Origin of the sequence: Citrobacter sp. wls706 (genome assembly GCF_005281305.1) — a bacterium.
Lineage (GTDB): Bacteria > Pseudomonadota > Gammaproteobacteria > Enterobacterales > Enterobacteriaceae > Citrobacter > Citrobacter werkmanii.
Genome location: NZ_SZXG01000031.1, coordinates 353,643 through 372,727, shown reverse-complemented (window position 1 = coordinate 372,727; position 19,085 = coordinate 353,643). Strand labels below are relative to the sequence as shown.

At 52.2% G+C, this 19,085-nt stretch carries 19 protein-coding genes; 8 read left to right on the top strand and 11 right to left on the bottom strand.

Translation table 11 applies throughout. The annotated features are described in order from the left end of the window. Positions 1-86: 86 nt before the first annotated feature. Positions 87-1,349 carry a 4-aminobutyrate transaminase gene (puuE, locus tag FDW92_RS12410; protein WP_042308703.1) on the bottom strand — a complete coding sequence of 421 codons (1,263 nt, stop codon included), beginning with the start codon at positions 1,347-1,349 and terminating at the stop codon, positions 87-89. 106 nt (positions 1,350-1,455) lie between these two features. Between puuE and FDW92_RS12405 the strand changes: the two genes are divergently transcribed. Continuing rightward, positions 1,456-2,931: a PLP-dependent aminotransferase family protein gene (locus FDW92_RS12405; protein ID WP_042308705.1), complete on the top strand. Its 1,476-nt coding sequence runs from the start codon at positions 1,456-1,458 to the stop codon at positions 2,929-2,931. Between the two features lie 36 nt (positions 2,932-2,967). On the opposite strand, the gene FDW92_RS12400 is transcribed toward FDW92_RS12405, so the two are convergent. The 4 genes from FDW92_RS12400 to FDW92_RS12385 all read right to left on the bottom strand — a co-directional run bounded on the left by FDW92_RS12400 (position 2,968) and on the right by FDW92_RS12385 (position 8,068). Continuing rightward, positions 2,968-4,176, bottom strand: coding sequence for a cytochrome c (locus FDW92_RS12400; RefSeq protein ID WP_042308708.1), 1,209 nt, complete (start codon positions 4,174-4,176; stop codon positions 2,968-2,970). A 3-nt stretch (positions 4,177-4,179) separates the two neighbouring features. Then, the gene (locus FDW92_RS12395; RefSeq protein ID WP_042308710.1) at positions 4,180-6,072 is read right to left on the bottom strand and encodes an FAD/NAD(P)-binding protein; all 1,893 of its coding nucleotides are present in this window, start codon (positions 6,070-6,072) and stop codon (positions 4,180-4,182) included. Positions 6,073-6,155: 83 nt separating this feature from the next. Continuing rightward, positions 6,156-6,629 carry an ester cyclase gene (locus FDW92_RS12390; RefSeq protein WP_052511180.1) on the bottom strand — a complete coding sequence of 158 codons (474 nt, stop codon included), beginning with the start codon at positions 6,627-6,629 and terminating at the stop codon, positions 6,156-6,158. A gap of 11 nt (positions 6,630-6,640) precedes the next feature. Continuing rightward, positions 6,641-8,068, bottom strand: a complete 1,428-nt coding sequence (locus tag FDW92_RS12385) for a gamma-aminobutyraldehyde dehydrogenase (RefSeq protein ID WP_042308712.1) — start codon at positions 8,066-8,068, stop codon at positions 6,641-6,643. 314 nt (positions 8,069-8,382) lie between these two features. On the opposite strand from FDW92_RS12385, the gene FDW92_RS12380 reads away from it, so the two are divergent. Together FDW92_RS12380 and FDW92_RS12375 are read left to right on the top strand one after the other, a co-directional pair. Continuing rightward, positions 8,383-9,108, top strand: a complete 726-nt coding sequence (locus FDW92_RS12380; protein ID WP_042308714.1) for a GntR family transcriptional regulator — start codon at positions 8,383-8,385, stop codon at positions 9,106-9,108. A gap of 24 nt (positions 9,109-9,132) precedes the next feature. Further along, a complete protein-coding gene (locus tag FDW92_RS12375) occupies positions 9,133-9,831 on the top strand; it encodes a cache domain-containing protein (RefSeq protein ID WP_042308717.1) in 699 nt (232 codons plus the stop codon). A 19-nt stretch (positions 9,832-9,850) separates the two neighbouring features. Here the strand turns inward: FDW92_RS12375 and FDW92_RS12370 are convergent, their stop codons facing one another. Beyond that, positions 9,851-11,332 (bottom strand): APC family permease, encoded by a 1,482-nt coding sequence (locus FDW92_RS12370; RefSeq protein WP_042308718.1) that lies wholly within the window; start codon positions 11,330-11,332, stop codon positions 9,851-9,853. A gap of 332 nt (positions 11,333-11,664) precedes the next feature. On the opposite strand from FDW92_RS12370, the gene FDW92_RS12365 reads away from it, so the two are divergent. Beyond that, a complete protein-coding gene (locus FDW92_RS12365) occupies positions 11,665-11,805 on the top strand; it encodes a hypothetical protein (RefSeq protein WP_003832695.1) in 141 nt (46 codons plus the stop codon). A gap of 53 nt (positions 11,806-11,858) precedes the next feature. Here FDW92_RS12365 and FDW92_RS12360 read toward each other — a convergent pair whose 3' ends face one another. Continuing rightward, positions 11,859-12,752, bottom strand: coding sequence for a LysR family transcriptional regulator (locus FDW92_RS12360; protein ID WP_042308719.1), 894 nt, complete (start codon positions 12,750-12,752; stop codon positions 11,859-11,861). A gap of 212 nt (positions 12,753-12,964) precedes the next feature. Here FDW92_RS12360 and FDW92_RS12355 point away from each other — a divergent pair, with 212 nt between their 5' ends. Genes FDW92_RS12355 through FDW92_RS12340 form a run of 4 tightly spaced genes read left to right on the top strand, consistent with a single transcriptional unit; the run spans position 12,965 to position 16,070 of the window. Then, positions 12,965-13,798, top strand: coding sequence for an ABC transporter substrate-binding protein (locus FDW92_RS12355; protein ID WP_042308721.1), 834 nt, complete (start codon positions 12,965-12,967; stop codon positions 13,796-13,798). 1 nt (position 13,799) lies between these two features. Continuing rightward, positions 13,800-14,618, top strand: a complete 819-nt coding sequence (locus FDW92_RS12350) for an amino acid ABC transporter ATP-binding protein (RefSeq protein ID WP_042308723.1) — start codon at positions 13,800-13,802, stop codon at positions 14,616-14,618. Then, positions 14,618-15,403 carry an amino acid ABC transporter permease gene (locus FDW92_RS12345; protein WP_042308726.1) on the top strand — a complete coding sequence of 262 codons (786 nt, stop codon included), beginning with the start codon at positions 14,618-14,620 and terminating at the stop codon, positions 15,401-15,403. The genes FDW92_RS12350 and FDW92_RS12345 overlap by 1 nt, the downstream gene beginning before the upstream one ends. Continuing rightward, positions 15,393-16,070 (top strand): amino acid ABC transporter permease, encoded by a 678-nt coding sequence (locus FDW92_RS12340; RefSeq protein ID WP_042308727.1) that lies wholly within the window; start codon positions 15,393-15,395, stop codon positions 16,068-16,070. Before FDW92_RS12345 ends, FDW92_RS12340 begins: the two co-directional genes overlap by 11 nt. A gap of 9 nt (positions 16,071-16,079) precedes the next feature. On the opposite strand, the gene ydhT is transcribed toward FDW92_RS12340, so the two are convergent. From ydhT to FDW92_RS12320, 4 genes are all read right to left on the bottom strand, one after another. Then, positions 16,080-16,892, bottom strand: a complete 813-nt coding sequence (gene ydhT / locus FDW92_RS12335) for a protein YdhT (protein WP_042308728.1) — start codon at positions 16,890-16,892, stop codon at positions 16,080-16,082. 3 nt (positions 16,893-16,895) lie between these two features. Next, the gene (phsC, locus tag FDW92_RS12330; RefSeq protein ID WP_042308729.1) at positions 16,896-17,681 is read right to left on the bottom strand and encodes a thiosulfate reductase cytochrome B subunit; all 786 of its coding nucleotides are present in this window, start codon (positions 17,679-17,681) and stop codon (positions 16,896-16,898) included. Then, the gene (locus FDW92_RS12325; RefSeq protein ID WP_042308731.1) at positions 17,678-18,346 is read right to left on the bottom strand and encodes a 4Fe-4S dicluster domain-containing protein; all 669 of its coding nucleotides are present in this window, start codon (positions 18,344-18,346) and stop codon (positions 17,678-17,680) included. Before FDW92_RS12325 ends, phsC begins: the two co-directional genes overlap by 4 nt. A 64-nt stretch (positions 18,347-18,410) precedes the next feature. After that, positions 18,411-19,076 (bottom strand): YdhW family putative oxidoreductase system protein, encoded by a 666-nt coding sequence (locus FDW92_RS12320; RefSeq protein ID WP_042308733.1) that lies wholly within the window; start codon positions 19,074-19,076, stop codon positions 18,411-18,413. Between the last annotated feature and the right edge of the window lie 9 nt (positions 19,077-19,085).

Below are 19,085 nucleotides of genomic sequence, written 5' to 3'. Positions count from 1 at the left end.
CACACGAGGAAGATCAATTTTTGTGGGCAAAAATAAAGCCGACGGCAATGACCACCGTCGGCTTTCGTTGATACTGAGTGGCTAGACTATTTCGTCGCAGCTTTAATGATATCAAGCGCTTTGGCGAACTGATCCTGCGGAATTGTCAGCGGGTAAAGGAAACGAATAACGTTGCCGTACTGACCACAGGTTAACAACAACAATCCCTGCTCAAGGGCTTTCTTCTGCACGCGTTGCGCGACCGCAGCGCTGGGTTCGCCCGTCGCTGCATCACAAAATTCAGCAGCAACCATTGAGCCTAAGCCACGCACTTCGGCCAGTTCAGGACACCATCCTTGCGCGTCAGTCAGGGTGGCGCGCAGTTGTTCACCGAGAGCCGCTGCCCGTTGGCACAACTGCTCATCACGAATAATATCCAGTACCGCATGAGCCGCCGCAATCGACAACGGGTTGCCAGCGTAGGTACCCCCCAGCCCACCCGGCGCAGGCGCATCCATAATTTCTGCCTTGCCTACCACCCCAGACAACGGCATCCCACCCGCAAGGCTTTTCGCCATCGTCATCAGGTCCGCTTTGTCGGCGTAGTGATCCATCGCAAACAGTTTACCCGTGCGAGCAAAACCACTTTGCACCTCATCGGCAATCATCACGATGCCATGCTCATCACAGATGCGGCGGATCCCGGCAACAAACTCCGACGGCGCCACCACGAAGCCCCCTTCGCCCTGGACCGGTTCGAAGATAATCGCCGCAACCTGGGTTGGATCGATGTCGGCTTTAAACAGGCGTTCAATCGCTTTTAACGAATCAGCCGTGGAGATACCCTGCAATTCAGAAGGATATGGCGCATGGTAAACGGAACCAGGGAACGGGCCGAACCCTTTTTTATAAGGCGCTACTTTGCCGGTCAGCGCCATCGTCATGTAAGTACGTCCATGAAAACCGCCGCCAAAAGCGATAACACCGGGACGACCGGTATGCGCGCGGGCGATTTTTACCGCATTTTCCACGGCTTCAGCGCCGGTAGTGAAGAATGTGGTTTTGCGTTTACCGTCAATCGGCGCAACGGCGTTGATTTTCTCAGCCAGAGACACATAGCTTTCGTACGGTACAATCTGATAAGCCGTGTGGGTAAAAGCCTGCAGTTGGGCTTCAACCGCCTGCACCAGACGAGGATGACGGTGCCCGGTGTTCAGCACGGCAATCCCGGCGGCAAAATCAATATACTGATTGCCCTCAATATCGGTAATCGTGCTGTTTTCTGCCGACTGGGCGTAAAAGTCACACATGACACCCACGCCACGCGGGGTGGCATCCAGACGACGTTGTTGCAGGTTTTTATTGTTCATTCGCTACACCTTGTCCATAACTACATTTCAGTTGAATTACCCTTTAAATTTAGACGCCATCTGGTACTTTAATCGAGAGCCAAATCGTTTTATTTTAAGGATCCAAATGCGTTCACTTGCCGGAGATGTGATCAAGCAAGCATTTAGCCAGCAGACAGATGAAAAACTGCATCGTCGTCTGTATGCCGCCATTTGTAATTGCATCCTTGAGGGCAGCCTGAAACCGGCTACCCGCATGCCTCCCTCACGGGATCTGGCGGGCGAACTGACGTTATCGCGTAACACCGTCTTGCGGGTTTACGAGCAGTTGCAGGCCGAAGGCTATATCTCTGCGCGCACCAGCAGCGGCACCTTTGTTACCGACAGCGTGCTCGACAATCTCGATCTACGCCCCAACAAAGAGCCAGTGGCTGTTGCGCTTGAGGATCACACCCGCTTATCTGCCCGCTGCCTTGAACTGCTGGGGCATGCCAGCGCCAGTCCCCGGCAATGGGGAGCCTTTATTCCTGGCGTGCCTGATGTTCAGCATTTTCCTCACCGGGTGCTCAAAAAAATCCAGGATCGGCTGGCAAGGCGACTGCGCCCGGAGTTTCTCACTTACGATGCCGCAGGCGGGGTGAGTGAATTGAAAGAAGCGCTGGCAGACTATCTGCGCACCGCCCGGGGTGTACGTTGTTCGCCTGATCAAATTCTGATTACTGAAGGTATTCACCAGGCGCTGGATCTGGTAACGCGCGCTCTGTGCAATCCGGGTGACAGTGCCTGGATTGAGGAGCCAGGCTATTGGGGGATAAAAAATATTCTACGCATCAACGCGGTTAACTTTTCGGCGATCCCGGTTGATGAGCAAGGTATGATTCCGCCAGGCACAACAGAACCCGCACCAAAGCTGATTTTTGTGACACCGTCACATCAGTATCCTCTCGGTTCGGTAATGAGCCTGAGTCGTCGGCAACAGCTTCTCTTGCGCGCCCGCGAAACGCGAAGCTGGATAATAGAAGATGATTACGATAGCGAGTTTCGCTTTTCCGGCCAGCCTATTCCGTCATTACAGGGACTGGAGGATGAAACGCCGGTTATCTACATCGGAACATTCAGCAAGACACTCTATCCCGCACTACGACTCGGGTATGTGGTATTGCCCAAACCACTAGCCGCGCCGCTTAAAAAGGTTCATAACGACCTCTATCGCGGCGGACATTTATTGATTCAGGCCGCGCTGGCGGAGTTTATCCGCGAGGGATATTACGCGGCGCATATTCGGAAAATGCGCCAGTTGTACAGCCGTCGTCGACAGATGCTGGTGGAACTTATCACCCGCCAACTTGGCGAACATTACCTTGGCTCCTTCAGCAGTAACGCCGGGCTGCATATGATTTTACAGTTACCCGCCGGAAGCGATGACATCGCCATTGCTCAGCAGGCGAATGCGCAAGATTTGCTGGTGCGTCCGCTGTCTCGCTACTACGTGAATGAAGAGAAATGCAGCGGCCTGCTGCTGGGGTTTGCCAGTATAGAAGAACATGAAATGGCGGCGGCGTTTACCCGACTCGCGACGATTATCAGGGAAAACGCCGTATAAGCACTGCCGGATGGCGGTGCTTATACGGCATGCTGTTTAATGTGACGCTTTTTTAACGCCAGCCAGATCCTCCTGGCTTACTTCACCATTCCCTTCCCCCCAACTTTTACGCACGTAGTTAATTACGTCGCGCATTTCGTTGTCGCTTAACATGCCGCCGTAGGCTGGCATCTTAAAGGAGACGCTGCCCCGTGTTGTCGGTGTTTCTGCACCATAGGCAATCACTCTGTACAGCGGTGTCGGGTCATCCACCATCACCAGTGGATTGTGGATCAACGAAGGTGCATTATCATCCGTACCTTTGCCTTCCAGACCGTGACACGTTGAGCAGTAGCGGTTATAGGTCACTTTGCCCGCCTCGGCTGAATTCGACCACAATGCCGTAGCCGCTGCGGTACGCCCAGCTTCAGGCTGCGCGCTCTTCAGGCTCAGCAGATATTGTGCGATCGCCGTGGCATCTTCGTCCGTCAGATACTGTGTACTTTGCGTAACGACTTCAGCCATCGAACCAGAAACCGCGGCATGCTTGCTTTTACCGGTCAGCAACAGCGATTTTAACTCCAACTCCGACATTCCGGTGCCCCGCAACGACGGTGCATACCAGCCGTCGATCATCGCGCCGCTCAGATACTCGGGATCGGCATTGCTATACGCTTTTTCGTTCATCGCCACACCTCTCGGTGTATGGCATGAACCGCAGTGTCCCGGGCCTTCCACCAGATAAGCGCCTCGTTTCACCTGGGCCGCATTTTCATCCGTTTTCGCGCTCTCAGCAGCCGTCTCTGGCGCGTCGGTAAACAACCAGTTCCAGATATGCAGCGGCCAGCGGGCGGAGAGTAGCCACGGAATGGCATTCTCTTTATTGGGTTGTGCCGACGGCGTGACGTCATGCATAAAATAGCGGTACAGCGCCTGAACATCCTCGTCAGAAAGCTTCGCGTAAGAGGGATAAGGCATAGCCGGATAGAGCGGATGACCATCTTTGGCAATCCCCTGACGGACCGCCTTTTCAAAATCCTCGTATGAGTAGCTACCAATCCCCTGCGTCTTATCCGGAGTAATATTGGTCGAATAAATATCCCCTAGTGGAGTGGGAAACTTTTTGCCCCCTGCCATCGCCGCGCCACCTTCCGTCGTGTGACAGGCTACGCAGTCAGAAATCCTCGCGATGTATTCGCCATGAGTTTCAGCCGCAGAAACCGTGGCGGTAAATAAACAGGCGGCAAGAACGGTTACATTACGCATAGATCACCCCATCTCCTTGAGTTCATTAACCGCTCGCCATGCCTGATCGATCGCCGTATGAGCATAAGCCCCCCAGTCAGAATCGGAGTTAGCAATGGTAATACGACCGACAGGCTTGCGCGCCCGCTCGATAATCTCGGGCATTTTATCCATATCGTCGAACAGAGAGTTAGGGTAATACGCATAGCCATGCGCCCAGCGGTTAACCGTAATGGCGGCAATATCGCGTTGATTATCAAAGCCTGTTGAGCCAAACATCTCCTGCAACTGGGAGCGAATCATCTCTTCATGCGCCGCAAACGTAGTCCCCAGCAAATAGGCCCGCCCCAAACGGAACTGCTCTCTTGCCGAGAGGTTACTGCCAGGATATGTGGGCACGTAAACCATATGAATCACCATCGGATCGTCTGGTGAGGCTGGGTGTTGATACCCGCCGATACTGACCGGATAGTCGAGTTTGACCCGGCTGTAAGGGGCTGCCGGAGAGTAAAATTCATGCACGCCAAGCTGTTTAAATGCCTGCCAGTTTTTAACCACCACGTTGGTGTATACCAGCGGCGCTTTCACGTTCAGTTTGAGATCTGCCTGCTGCTGTTCCGGCATCTCTGGTACCAGATACGGAATCAACATGTTATAACCTGCCATAATGGTGTTCTTACCACGAACGCGATGCATTTTGCCGTCGCGCAGATAGCTAATAACAACACCACCCTGTACGTTGGCGGCGTTAATCACCGTGCTGTTCAGGCGCAGACGCGTAGTGTTTTCCGGCAGGTCCAGTTTTTCATAATGCAGTCTGGCGAGGACCGAGTCCTCCATGGTGGTGCCCGGTAGCGCATCCGGCAGCATATATCTGACCAGCAGTCGGGCCAGGCCGGCATTCCCATCCGGAAAATGGTAAACATACGGTTCTTCGAGGTCGGCCAGCGACTCTCCATCCAGCGGGGGTAATCCCAGTGCTTCCATACCCGGTAAGGCGCACGCCCGGGCATCGCTACAGGAAATCCCTTCAATGCCGATGGCAAAGAAGTCGTTAGAACGCTGCTGAAAATAGAGCAACGCCATTTTGCTCAAACCGACTTTTGTCGCCAGAAATTCGCTGTAGCTGTGGGTATCCAGCCATTCAGTTTTCTCATCAACCGTCATACCTGGAAGGTAGTCCGCAGGACGTACATGCAGATCGATTAACGCTTTTCTGTCGTTCTCGCTTAGCGGAAAATCATGGATAAAGTCTTCTATCTTGCGTCCATTCAGTCTGTCCGGCGGAATATCATCAGATACCGCCCGTCCCGGATCGCCGCTGACGATTTTTGTTTCGCCAAAATTCTTTTTATCGAAGAAAACGCCGCGACTGAGCTGCCAGTCGGGATAGAAGTTTACGTCAAAACTCTCTTTCAACCTCGTGACGCTGACGCCCACGGTTTCCATCAGCTTTTGCACTTCCGGACTGAAATTATGCGCAGGCGACTGGAATGCTTCGCTGCCGCCATAGCCGAGTAGTTTCTTGCCCGAGCTGGTAAACTCGTTCCGTTTGGCATGCCCCCCAAAATCGTCATGATTATCGAGGATCAGAATCCGGCTATTTTGCCCGGCAAGTTGACGCCAAAAACAACCGGCAGCCAGGCCGCTGATACCGCCGCCCACAATCACCAGATCGTACTCTTCCTCAATAGGCAGAGCGTTTAAATCAAAATGTTTATGCTCACGACCCACGGCATGCGCCATTTCAAACGATCCCGGATGATTGCCCCGCAGCCCCGTCAGCGCAGGCGGATAATAACTTCCATCTATAAATGCGTTTTCCTTCCCTGCCGCCCTGACCCATTCCAGCGGGGTAAGCCCCGCCGCAACGGTCACCGCGACGCCGTTGAGAAAATCACGTCTGGTAATTGCCATTACTTTTTTCCTTATTGCTACACTGCCCTTAACACGACACAAATAAGAGGCATTCCCTCCTCAACAAAAAGGGGGATCGCCATCTATTTCACTGGCTTTAATTCTTCATCCAGTTTTTTAGAATCATAATAATCACCCTGCCAGGTGATTTTTCCTGCTTTAACATGAATATAGCTAACACCTTCAAATCTTATCAGATTATTTGTCGGTGGGCTCCCTGCCCATTCACCACTATTTTTTCCTGAGAACTGCCAACGAAAAGCCACGGTATCCTCGTCATAAACGGGTTTGCCGATCATTTTCCAGGTCAGATCCGGGACCGCCTTAATAAAGGCCCCAATAACTTCTTTTTCTGCTTTTTCCCTGCCGGTAATCGGTTCTCCCGCGGCGGCATCATAATAGACTGCATCATCTGCAAGATATTGAGCCGCTCGCGAAGCATCATGCGCATTCCACGCCGCCATATACTCTTTCACGGTATTCAGCGAGGAACTTTCTGCCAGGCTATAGCCCGAGAGCATCACCAATGAAAGCACCGCCACTTTTAATGTTTTCATCACCACCCTCTCTATTCAGAAATGTCGCACATGATATGTTTCACCCGAGTGTATTCTTCGAGCGAATAGGATGAGAGATCTTTGCCATAACCCGATTTTTTGAAGCCACCGTGTGGCATTTCGGCGCACAGGGGAATATGGCTGTTAATCCATACCGTGCCAAAATCAAGGTCAATGCTGAAGCGCTGCGCGCGACTGTGATTGCTGGTCCAGACGCTCGCCGCCAGACCATATTCCACATCATTGGCCTTAAGTAATGCATCTTCATCGCCAGAAAACGACTGAATAGTCATTACTGGACCAAATACTTCATGCTGGATAGCTTCATCGTGCTGTTGCAGACCAGAGACGATCGTCGGCTCAAAATAGAAGCCTGGGCCAGATCCGGCGCGCCCGCCGGTCTCAATTTTTGCATGTGCCGGTAAACGCTCGATAAAGCCTTTCACTTGCTCGAGTTGATTCCGGCTATTCAAAGCGCCATACAATGCATCCTGATCTTCTGGCGGCCCAAATTTAATACTCTTTGTTTTCTGTACCAGTTTTCCCAGGAATTCAGCGTAGACGGACTGTTCGACCAGAATACGCGTGGCCGCCGTGCAGTCCTGCCCGGCATTGAAAAAGCCAGCCGTGACAATCGTCGCAATCGCCTTGTCCATATCCGCATCGGCAAATACCACCGCGGGCGCCTTCCCACCTAATTCCAGATGCGCCCGGGTCAGGTTCGCCGCTGCCGAGGCCGCAACCTGCAGACCTGCACGGACCGAACCGGTAATCGAAACCAGTGAGGCTTTCGGGTTTGAGACCACCAGAGAACCGGTACTGGCTTTGCCTAAAACCACGTTAAATGCCCCTCTCGGGAACAAGGGCGCCGCCAGTTCCGCCAGCAGCAGCGTACTGACCGGCGTGGTATCGCTTGGCTTTAACACTACCGTGTTACCCGCCGCCAGTGCCGGCGCAATTTTCCATACCGCCATCATAAACGGGTAATTCCACGGCGTAACTTGCCCGACAATGCCCAGCGGTTCCCGGCGAATAGTTGAGGTAAATCCAGCGGAATATTCGCCTGCTGCCTTGCCTTCAAGACAACGTGCAGCCCCGGCAAAAAAACGGATGGCATCGCAGGATGCCGCGATCTCTTCCTTCTCAATAAAATGGCGAAGCTGACCGGTCTCCTGGCTCTGGGCATTGACCAGTCGCTCCACATTGCGTTCTATTTCGTCCGCAAGGCGCAATAACGCTATTTGTCGCTGGGCCGGTGTCGATTTTCTCCAGATGCTAAACGCCGCTTCAGCTGCAGAGTAGGCCTGCTCCACCTCTGCCGCGCTGGCATTAGGAGATAATGCGTACGTTTCACCGTCAACCGGACTCACCAGTTCGAAGGTCTCTTCGCTGCCACCTGCTACATATTGCCCATTAATAAAATGCTTCAGGGTTTTCATGCCTGTCTCCCACCCATTAATACATAAAGAATCTTATGTAATATATATATTGTAAAAACTTTTCAAATACGCAACATTGACACTATGATAAGCCTCGCATTTTTAACTTATTTTTTACATTGTTCAGGGTGAGGCTTGCCACTGGTAGCTGACGCGGCGCGCTCAGCTCCAGAGGTTATCGGGACACACATCCGTCAGTGCGGCAGATTTTGCGCATGGGCATGTAAAATAACGCGGCCATTCTTACCTTCCTTGCCCAGCGGGCATGTGTTAGAAAGGGTCGTTGTTTCAGGGAATTGAGTGCAGAAAAGATTATGATTACTCACGCAGTCATATTTGCGCCTATCGGGCAGGTCAGTCGTTCAGACCAGATAGTGCAACGCCTTTCAAACGCTATTATCACGGGATTGTTGGAGCCGAAAGAACAGCTTCCCAACGAAACTGATTTGGCAAAGATGATGGGTGTCTCACATATCACTATCAGAGAAGCGCTAAACACGCTTCGGGCTAATAATCTTATCCATACTGTTCGTGGTCGTAATGGTGGCAGCTTCGTTTGCGAAAATATCGATGGCAAAAATAGCCCTCTGCATCCGTTCAAAGCGATCAGTACCGATTATCTTTCGGATCTGGGGGAAATGCATTGCGCCATCATTAGCCATAGCGCAAGACTTGCTTCAAGACGAATGACCGGCGCGGATATCGCCAAATTTCGCGAGTTTGTTGAGGTGCTTAGAAAGGCAAAATCACCTGAGCTGATGACCCAGGCCGATATGCGATGCCTGCTGGCGATAGCCGCCAGTTCACATTCGGCACGGCTGGCGAACCAGGAGCTTCAGGTGCAAGCTGAATGGGCATCGTTGGTGGCGATTCTCTATCGCACGGACAGCATTCATGCCGAAATTATCGCGCTTTATTCAGCGCTGGCCGATGCGCTGGCAGCCCACAACGAGGCGGAATCAGTACAGCTTGCCACGCGGATCATCGACACCTTTACCTATTACCTTATCGAAAAAAAGCTGAAATATAACTCGAACTGACAACCCGTGAAGGCAGGACAGACAATGAGCTCTTCGACATCCTTAAGCGCATTAATCCATAAAATTGATGATATTACCGTCTCTACCGTAGATTCTACCGTGGCGCTGGCGAGGAGCATCCATGAGGCGATTGCCGGAATACAGAAAGCTTCAGCCGAGGTTGTCCTCGATCCCTCTGTGAGATCCACCGTTCAAGGGCATATTAAGCGCACGCTCAATGACAACCATTACTGCTCTGGAGCCGGATTTGCCAGCCATATAGAGAGCACTACCACCACCAAAGAGTATTGGCTTTTGGAGTGGTGGTATAAGAAAGATAATGGTTTGAGCCAGGCTCACCTCGATTTGGATCAGGCCACGCAGCAACGACTGGATTTCAGAACCTTCGAGTGGTTTAAACATTCGCCACCGGCAGGGAAAGCTTATATCCACGGCCCGTACGTCGATTATATCTGCAATATCTCCTATACCCTGACTTCGGCAGTGCCGGTCTACTACAACGATCAGTTCCTTGGCGTCGCCGCCGTCGATCTGCTGGTCAGCCAAATCGAAGCCGAACTGCTCTCCTGCGCTCATCCTGACTACGTCATACTGACCAATCTGGAAAACAGGATTATCTTCTCCAGTTGGCCTCGCTTTCGCGTGGGGGAGTTACTGTCACCCGCCAACAGCACCGTGGTATATCAGAGCGACTACTTTATCCTTTATCACTATCAAAACTAAGGGCCCGAAGGCCCTTGTTTTAGTTATCCTGCCCCATATTGAGCTTATTGGCGTAAGCAATAGCATCATTTTCCGGCGCCGCAGAGCGCCCAAACGGTCGGGTCAGGAACATATAGATAAGCCCCGACCCAACGACAATCGCCAGTCCGAACAGCACTGTCCAACGGTCAATGAAGTCGCTGCTATCTGCCGGTTGAGCCAGCAACCAGATCCCACATAATCCATAGGCTAAGGCCAGTACGTTTACAATCACGCCCCAACCGCCAATGGTCCACTCCCCGGCCGGTTTCCAGCCCTTCAGACGCTGACGTAACGCAGCAAGCACGACCATCTGGAACGAGATATAGATACCGATTACGGCAAACGCGGTAATACGCGACAGGTTGTCTGGCTGGAAATAGACCCAAACGCAGATGATCACCGGCAGTAGGCAACTGACGACCATCGCATTATCCGGAACGCCGTTTTTCGAGATTTTGGACATCCATTCACTTCCCGGCAGCATTCTGTCGCGGGAGAAAGAAAAAATGAGACGACTTAACGCAGCCTGTAGAGACAAAATGCACGATAACATCGCCACAATCGCGACGATGATAAAGATAGTTGCGCCTGTTTCCCCCAAGGCTTCATTGAGAATGGCGGGGATTGGATCGGACGTTTTACCATTCACGATACTGACCAGATTCGGTGAAGCCAGCAGATAACCCATCACGGAAATGATGGCGGAAATCGCACCAAATACGATGCTTAAAATCATCGCGACCGGGATCTTTTTGCTCGGGTTCTGCACCTCTTCCGCTACGTTACCGCAGGCTTCAAAGCCAAAGAACATAAACAGCCCCATCAGCGCGGCGGACATAAACGCGGTGGAGTAGCTTCCGTCCTGAGCAAGCACGCCCATCGAGTCGAAGATGACGGAGAAAGGCTGAGAACGGTGAAAGATCAGCAGATAAATTCCCAGCGCAATCACGCTGACAATTTCACACCAGAAGCCAATTTTGGCGACCCTGGCCAGGTTTTTGGTCCCGGACATATTAACAGCCATCATCAACAGCAGTAGCAGGACAGACGTCAGCAACATGGTGGCAGGCGTTTGACCATAGTGGAACAGCGACTCAACAAACGTCGAGGTATATTCCGCAATTGACGTAATGGTGACCACCAGCGCCCACAGGTAAATCCAGGCGGCAATCCAGGCATATTTCTTGCCCCATAATCTTCTCGCCCAGGGATACAGTCCACCAGTTATCGGATACTGGGAAGCGACCTCACCAAACACCAACGCCACTAAAAGCTGGCCACATGCGACGATTAAGATCCACCATACTGCGGGCGGCCCCGCCAGCGTTACGGCCAGCGCAAACAGCGAATAGACGGCAGTGAGCGGCGAAAGGTAGGTAAACCCCAACGCGAAGTTAGAAATTAAACCGATTGAGCGATTGAACTGTTCTTTGCCATCTTTTTGAAAATTATCGTTTTTCTTATCAGGTGTCTGTTCCATATATCTTTCTCTTTTGTGGAATAGTCGCAGGGTTGAACAATTAATGTATAAAAGATATTAAGTTATATGTATAGTGATTTTGTCACGCATTTGTTAAAAATGATCGCGCATCACGTTAATGAAAAAGTAGAGATAAAACGGTAGAACGCGCTGGCGTTTAGCGGTATTTATGACCAACAGCTCTTCGCAGCCGCCATCTGTGGGCCACGCTGCCGGAAAAATATGCGCATCTGATTTAAGTTCGGGGCTAAGTAGCAATAATCGCTGCTGTTAAGCAACATTTTTGCAATATAATAGTGTGATGTTAAACGCTGAACCTGAGCAGGTGAATGATGGAAATTGATCTCGATAATCTGGTCTTTGATGGACTGGAAGAAGCGCAAGAGCGTAATGCTGAACGTCTGGAAGATGCAGATAAGAAAGCGCAGGAAATTATTGCTGATAATGACTGCGGCGACGCCTGCAAAATCTGATTTCCGAACCGGCGCAATGCCGGTTTTTTTATCGCCTGTTAACCCTTCCCATTTCAGCCCGTATACCGTAAAGCCTCAATCAATTTGGCAAAAGCGGCGGTGTGCTGCCTGCGGCTGGGGTAGTACATATAATAGCCCTGGAAAGGTTCGCACCAGTCCTCCAGCACTTTTTCCAGCGCACCGTCAGTCACCGCCTGTTCGACAGTGTCTTCCGGCACAAATGCCAGCCCCATCCCGGCAATCGCCGCGCTAATCCGCGGGGGGAGATTGTTAAAAATAAGCTGCCCTTCAACCCGCACGCGCAAATCTTGTCCGCCTTTGCTAAATTCCCAGGCATATAGCCCGCCCAACGTCGGCATGCGCATGTTGATGCAGTTATGGTTTTGCAGATCGTGTGGGGTGAGTGGTTTACCATGGCGGGCAAAATAAGCGGGTGAACCGACCACCACCATGCGCCAGTCCGGGCCAATTCTGACAGCAACCATATCTTTTGCCACCTGCTCGCCGAGACGAATACCCGCGTCATAACGGCCAGCCACAATATCCGTCAGGCTGTTGTCGAGGGTCATTTCCACTTTCACTTCAGGATAAGCCTGCAAAAAAGGCGCCAGCGCGGGCCAGACAGTCGATTGCAACGCATGTTCACCCAAAGTAAGGCGAATGTTACCCGCCACCCGCTGACGGATGTCGGTTAATGCCAGCAGTTCCGTTTCAATGTCATCAAAACGCGGACTGATACTGTTGATGAGCCGTTCTCCGGCTTCAGTCGGCGCGACGCTGCGCGTGGTGCGGGTAAGGAGTCGTACATCCAGCCGCTCTTCGAGTCCACGTATCGCATGGCTTAACGCTGACTGCGAGACCCCAAGCTTTGCCGCAGCCCGCGTAAAACTCCGCTCGCGGGCGACGATAATGAGATAATAAAGATCGTTAAAATTATCACGCAGCATGCTTGTCCCCAGCCCTTAACTTTATTGACCTATGGTACAGGTCATGAGGGTAATCACGTAGCGTTTGTGAACGTTCGCGCACATCACTCCTGATCTCCCCCCCTTCACTAATAACATTTTGTATATAGATAAGAATTTTTTCTTATTTTGTCTGAATCGTAAGTTATGGGAGCGTAAAAAGCACAAACCAAAAACTACAGGGATTTCATACAATGATGGCAACGAAAATTCACAGCGCTAAAAAAACACTTCTGGCACTCAGCGTGCTGCTGGCCTCTGGCATGAGCGTTTCGCAAGCTCAGGCCGACCAATTGGCCGATATCAAAGCCGCAGGCGTAGTAAAAGTGGCGACATTCGACGCCAATCCGCCGTTCGGTTCAGTTGATGCAAAAACGCATAAGATTGTCGGCTACGACGTCGATTTTGCCGAAGCGCTGGCAAAATCACTGGGGGTAAAACTGGAGCTGGTAGCCACCAACCCGGCCAACCGTATTCCGCTATTACAATCCGGTAAAGCCGATTTAATCGTAGCGGATATCACGATCACACCTGAGCGCGCACAGGTGATCGATTTCTCTGTGCCCTATTTTGTCACCGGCCAGCAGTTCCTTGTACCGGCAAAATCTCCGGACAAGCTCGATGAATACGGAAAAGCGCGAATCGGCGCGGTAAAAGGGACTACCGGTGAGCAGGCGTTACATCAGCGCTTCCCGCAGTCGCGCGTACTGGCCTATGACGATATTCCCCTGGCATTAACCGCATTACGCAACGGTAATGTGCAGGCCATCACCCAGGACAGTACAATTCTGGCGGGCTTGTTAAGCGGTGCGCCGGATAAAGCGGATTTCAAAATTTTGCCGGACCTGCTGAGTAAAGAAGAGATCGGCGTGGGGGTAAAAAAAGGCGAACCCGCGCTGTTAAAAGCCGTCAACGATGAACTCTTGAAGCTGGAGTCTACCGGTCAGGCGGCAAAAATTTATGATGTGTGGTTCGGCCCTGAAACCAAAAACCCGCAGCCCCGCGCCTTTAAAATAGAAGCCAAGTAATATGCTCTCAGCTCTTTTTCATCGTTCCGCAGCTTCGGCTGCGGATTCTACCCAATTGGGTCAGGCAAGCGTCAAACTGCACAAAGTGTTTAAACAGTATGACGCTCATACCGTACTTAACAGCGTCAGCCTGGCAGTTGAACCTGGTGAAGTGGTGACCATTTTGGGTCCCTCTGGCTCTGGAAAATCCACACTTATACGTCTTATCAACCAGCTTGAGTCGCTCAGCGGTGGCGAAATTTTCATTGATGGTAAACCGATTAGTCAGTTGCGCGGGGCGGCATTACGCCAGTTACGCAGCCGTATCGGTTTTGTATTTCAGCAATTCAATCTCTATTCGCATCTGACCGCGCTGCAAAACATTGCGCTGGCGCTGGAATATGTTCACGGCTGGAACAAAGCGGAAGCAAAAGGCCGGGCACTCGAATTGCTGGATCAAGTGGGACTGCTCGAGAAAGCCGATGCCTATGCCGCTCAGTTATCCGGCGGGCAGCAACAGCGCATTGCCATTGCCCGCGCGCTGGCTTCATCGCCACAAATCATTTTGTTTGATGAACCCACCTCCGCGCTGGATCCAGAAATGATCGGCGAAGTGTTACAAGTGATGAAAAATCTGGCTCACAGCGGTATCACGATGATCGTCGTGACTCATGAAATGCACTTCGCCCGTGAGATTGCCGATCGTGTGGTATTCATTGATGGCGGCGATATACTGGAGGTCGCCTCGCCGGAGGATTTCTTCACCCGCCCACAACATCCCAGAACCCAGCGTTTCCTGAAAAAAGTGCTCGACCCGTTACACCAGGAGTTACCGTTATAATGCTGATAATGGACTGGCAGGGGGTGCTGAGCGGGCAACCTCTACAATGGATAATTTCCGGTTTTCTCACCACGCTATGGGTGACGCTGGCAGGCGTCGCGGTCGCCACTCTCTTTGCTCTCCTACTACTCGGCTTACGTTTGACAGGCAATCGCATTGCCACCGCGGTGGTCGGCATGTGGGTCTCAGTGTTTCGCAACACGCCTTTACTGGTGCAACTGATGTTCTGGTATTTCGCCGCATGGAATTGGCTCCCCCGTGACGTGATTACCTTTATTAATGCTGAACACCCGTGGTCTGTTCTGCCGGGTGACGTCTGGTGGTTAACGCCGGAGTTTCTTTGTTCTGCATGGGGGCTGGGTGTTTTTACTTCAGCCTTTTTGGTCGAGGAGATTGCCTCTGGTTTGCAGGCGGTTTCTGCCGGACAACGCGAGGCGGCCATTGCTCAGGGCTTTTCCGCCTGGGCGGTTTTTCGTCACATTCTCCTTCCCCAAGGGCTGGCGAACGCATGGCAGCCCATCGTTGGGCAATATCTCAACCTGATGAAACTCTCCTCGCTTGCCAGCGGTATTGGATTTGCAGAGTTGACCTATCAGGTGCGGCAAATTGAGAGCTATAACGCGCATGCACTGGAAGCCTTTGCCGTTGGAACAGCCCTCTATCTGTTTATCGGCATCGTGCTAGGCATGCTGCTTACGCGTCTTGGTCCGAAATCTGCGTCAGGTAAACCGTTCAGAATAAGAACGCGTCCATTAAGTTTCAGGAGTATCCCACATGATCGCTAATATTTCGGTCATTACTGACAATCTGGACTATCTCCTGTGGGGACGCGTGACCGAAGGCCAACCCGGCGGCGTGCTACTTACTTTGCTGATGGCCATCGGCGCGGCATTGCTGGCACTGCCCGGGGGGATAGTTCTTGCCTGCTGCGCCTGGCGTTTTCCGGGCGCGGTTCGCAAAGGACTGTTTATCTGGGCCGAGTTTATTCGCGGCATTCCGTTAATCTTTGTGATTTTCTGGATGTGGTATTTGCTCCCCATGCTTACCGGAAGCGATCTGCCCGGCGCAGTTACCGTGACGTTAGCGCTGGCATGGTTCACTGCCGCCTCGGTGATGCACTCGGTGTATGCGGGAATTAGCGCGTTACCTTGCGGGCAATATGAAGCGGCAGTAGTGCAGGGTTTTCGCCCGTACCAGGCCCTGTGGCTTATTTTATTGCCGCAAGTGCTGCGTAACATTATGCCGTCATTGACAGGGATTTTTATTGGACTACTGAAGGACACGTCGCTGGCGTTTATCGTCAATGTGCCAGAACTCACGACGGTTGCCGGTCAGGTTAATAGCCGGGTGCAAATCTATCCGGCGGCCATTTTTATCTTTACCGGACTGGTCTATTACCTGCTGTGCTTTAGCCTGGAAAAAATCACCCAGCGACGGTTCGCGCTAAAATGACCTCAGGGCTCAACATTCCACGAACTGGTGGTCTTCGTTGAGCCGATATTTCACGCCAGCCCGGATATTATTTTCGCCCTCAACCGCAAGCGCAAAACGCATTCTTTCGCCATCATGATAGGCCAACGCCGCGCATCCGCCAGGTCCGAGTATGATCGAATCGACAGCGCCGGTACTGGCAACAACCGCGTTCTCTCCACTGGCAATAATATGGATATTATCTGCACAATTGGCGATTTTCGATTCCGCGCCGAAACAGGCTAGCTGGGTTAAATCACCGCTGCAGGCAATACGGTTTCTGTCGCCCAGAGAACTGATGCGTACACGCATGCCGGTACTGGCGATACGCGTCCCGTCACCCACGCTACTGATACGCGCTGAATTTCCCGCGACCGCAATTCGCCCGCGATCGCCCGAGCTGCCGATATGCGCGTTATAGCCTACGCTGCCTATACGTACGCTGTAACCTGCACTGGCAATTTGCGCGGCATAGCCAGCGCTGGCGATTTTAACGTTATCATCCGCACAGCCAAAGCTGACATTATCTTCCGCACTCGCCAGCGGACTGCGGGTTCCCCCCGTCGTTTGCACGCGGGAAATATTTCCCATCGCCCGGATATCCTGCCGGACAAAACTCTCCTCTTCCCGCCATTTTGACCAACCATATTCCACCAGACTATTTGCCCAGTCGATATACCCTTCCCGCTGGAGCGCACGATGTACATCGGCATAACTTCCCCCGGCAGGAAAAGTACGTAGAAACCAGCGATACATTACGGGCCCAACACGCCAGGCCCGTAAGTCATTACGCGTAATCATCATCGCTTAATGCCGGTGATAGCCATCCACCATACACTTGAAGGTTTCGCCCGGCGTGCGGCCCGTAGTGCAAAGATACAGATGCCCAAAAATGAAAAACAGACTGACTATTGCCAGCGCAAAATGCGCCTGTAACAACCAGTAACGCACGCCCGGGAACAGATCGCCGACAGCCATCGGATAGAGCGATAACAGACCCGATATCAACAACAGCGGCAGCAAACCATACATCACGGCAACATAGGCCGCCTGCTGAAGCGGATTGAATTTCGAACGTGGCGATGCCGGGAACGGATGTGACTCTCCATGCATAATGCCAAACAGGTAAAAACGCGTTTGTCTTTGCGCTCGTCCGATCCAGCCCTGACGTTGAATAATATAATGATGCCCGTTACCGCCAAACAGGTTGATCAGGACAAAACCAATCCAGCAGGCGAGCAGCAAAAAGCCACAGACTTCGTGTACGGTGAGCAGGCTTTTCATCACCGACGCGCTGACGGCCGAGAAGTGATTGACGAGTCCACTCACCAGAAGAAGCAGAAACAGCAGCGCATTCGACCAGTGCCACAAACGAACGGCCTTCGAGTATAAGTAGACCTTCTCACCGTGCCCTGCCGACGCTTTATGCGCGGCACGAAAGCGCAGCATGGCGTGTAGCGCCAGCACCAGCCACATTCCCACCAGCATTAATCCGGCGATGACCAACCACACAGGCCAGTAGTCAGGTGAAAACATAGGGACATATTGCGCAAGCTGGGCGTGAAACTGTTCGGCATTCTGCGACGCGTTCATACATTTTCCTTTTTAATCAAATGTTGACCGAACCGACGATACAGATGGGGTTTCCCGGCGCCTGCAAGTTGATACTCGTAATACTTGTTTTCCCGCAGCCAGGTCTGAATCTCCGGGCTATCTTCACGACCAAAAATCAGCGCGTGTTCCGGGCAGGCGTTAACACAGATCGGAGGGAAACCTTTCGCCAGACGTGATTCAGCGCAAAAGTCGCATTTATCAGCCACTTTGGTGCGCGGATTGAGATAGCGTACCTGATAAGGGCACGCGCCTATGCAGTAACTGCAGCCGATACACGAAGACGTATCTACCCGCACAATGCCATTCTCATCTCGCCAGGAGGCGCCGGTTGGACAGACCTCGATACAGGGCGCATCATCACAATGCTGGCAGGACTGACGAAAATAGTGATACAGCGTTTCGTTGTCGTTATCCGAAACCGGAATATGCGCTATCGACAAACGGCTGCCCTGGTCAGGAACATGATTGGTTTTCCTGCATGCGCGGGCGCAAATATTACAGCCGTTACACAGAGATTCGTCGTGGATCATGACATAACGAACGCCTTTAGTGCTCCTGGGACTTGCTAACAAACTTTGACCTGGGCCGGTAAAAAAAATCACCGTCCCCATGCCAATGACAAATTTACGTCGGGTGAAGGACATCGGGTTATCCTCTAATGCTGTGACAGTGGTCGTCCACACATTCCATGACATCAACCTGAAGAATTCAGGGGTTCTGATACTGCTCAACCTCAAACCATTCGCACAGGCCGTACGCTTTGCCATAACTCATAAAACGTTCGCTAAACAAATAAGGTTCCGCATTTGACGATTCCACAGTGCGTATATCTGCGTAATCCGGGTGCGTTTCCATTGCCGAGAGCGCCGCTGCAACCTGCTGAGATTCAAAGCTATACGGCGGTTGCGTCAACATCGCGACCTTATAGGGGCGCGGATACGTTTGACAGTCGAAGCGTACCGCCTCGGCAATCGCGCGACAGATGTCGTTTTCCACCACCTGCACACACATGCTGGCGTAGTTTGCCGTCATGGTTTGCGTTGAAAAGAAATATGCCTCTTCAGCGCCGTGCACACAGGTAATATCCGCCCCATTCGCACCGTGACACAGGGTATCCAGCAACACGGTAAGGTCGGTTTCAGGAACCGAATACGGTGGCTGCAGGAAGGCACTGCGTGCCACCAATTGACCCGCTGCTGAATGCTGGCGGATAAACTCCGCCACTATCGACTCCGGGCTGGCAGGTTCCTGAACCTGCGTCGCGTTCACCTGTTCTGCAGGCAGCTGTAGCGCCTGCAGCCAGTGTCTCTTTTGGCTATCTACCTCATCAGGAAACGCCTCAATGGGTGCCTGAACGTTGCTCACGTTAGTCATCTCGCGTTC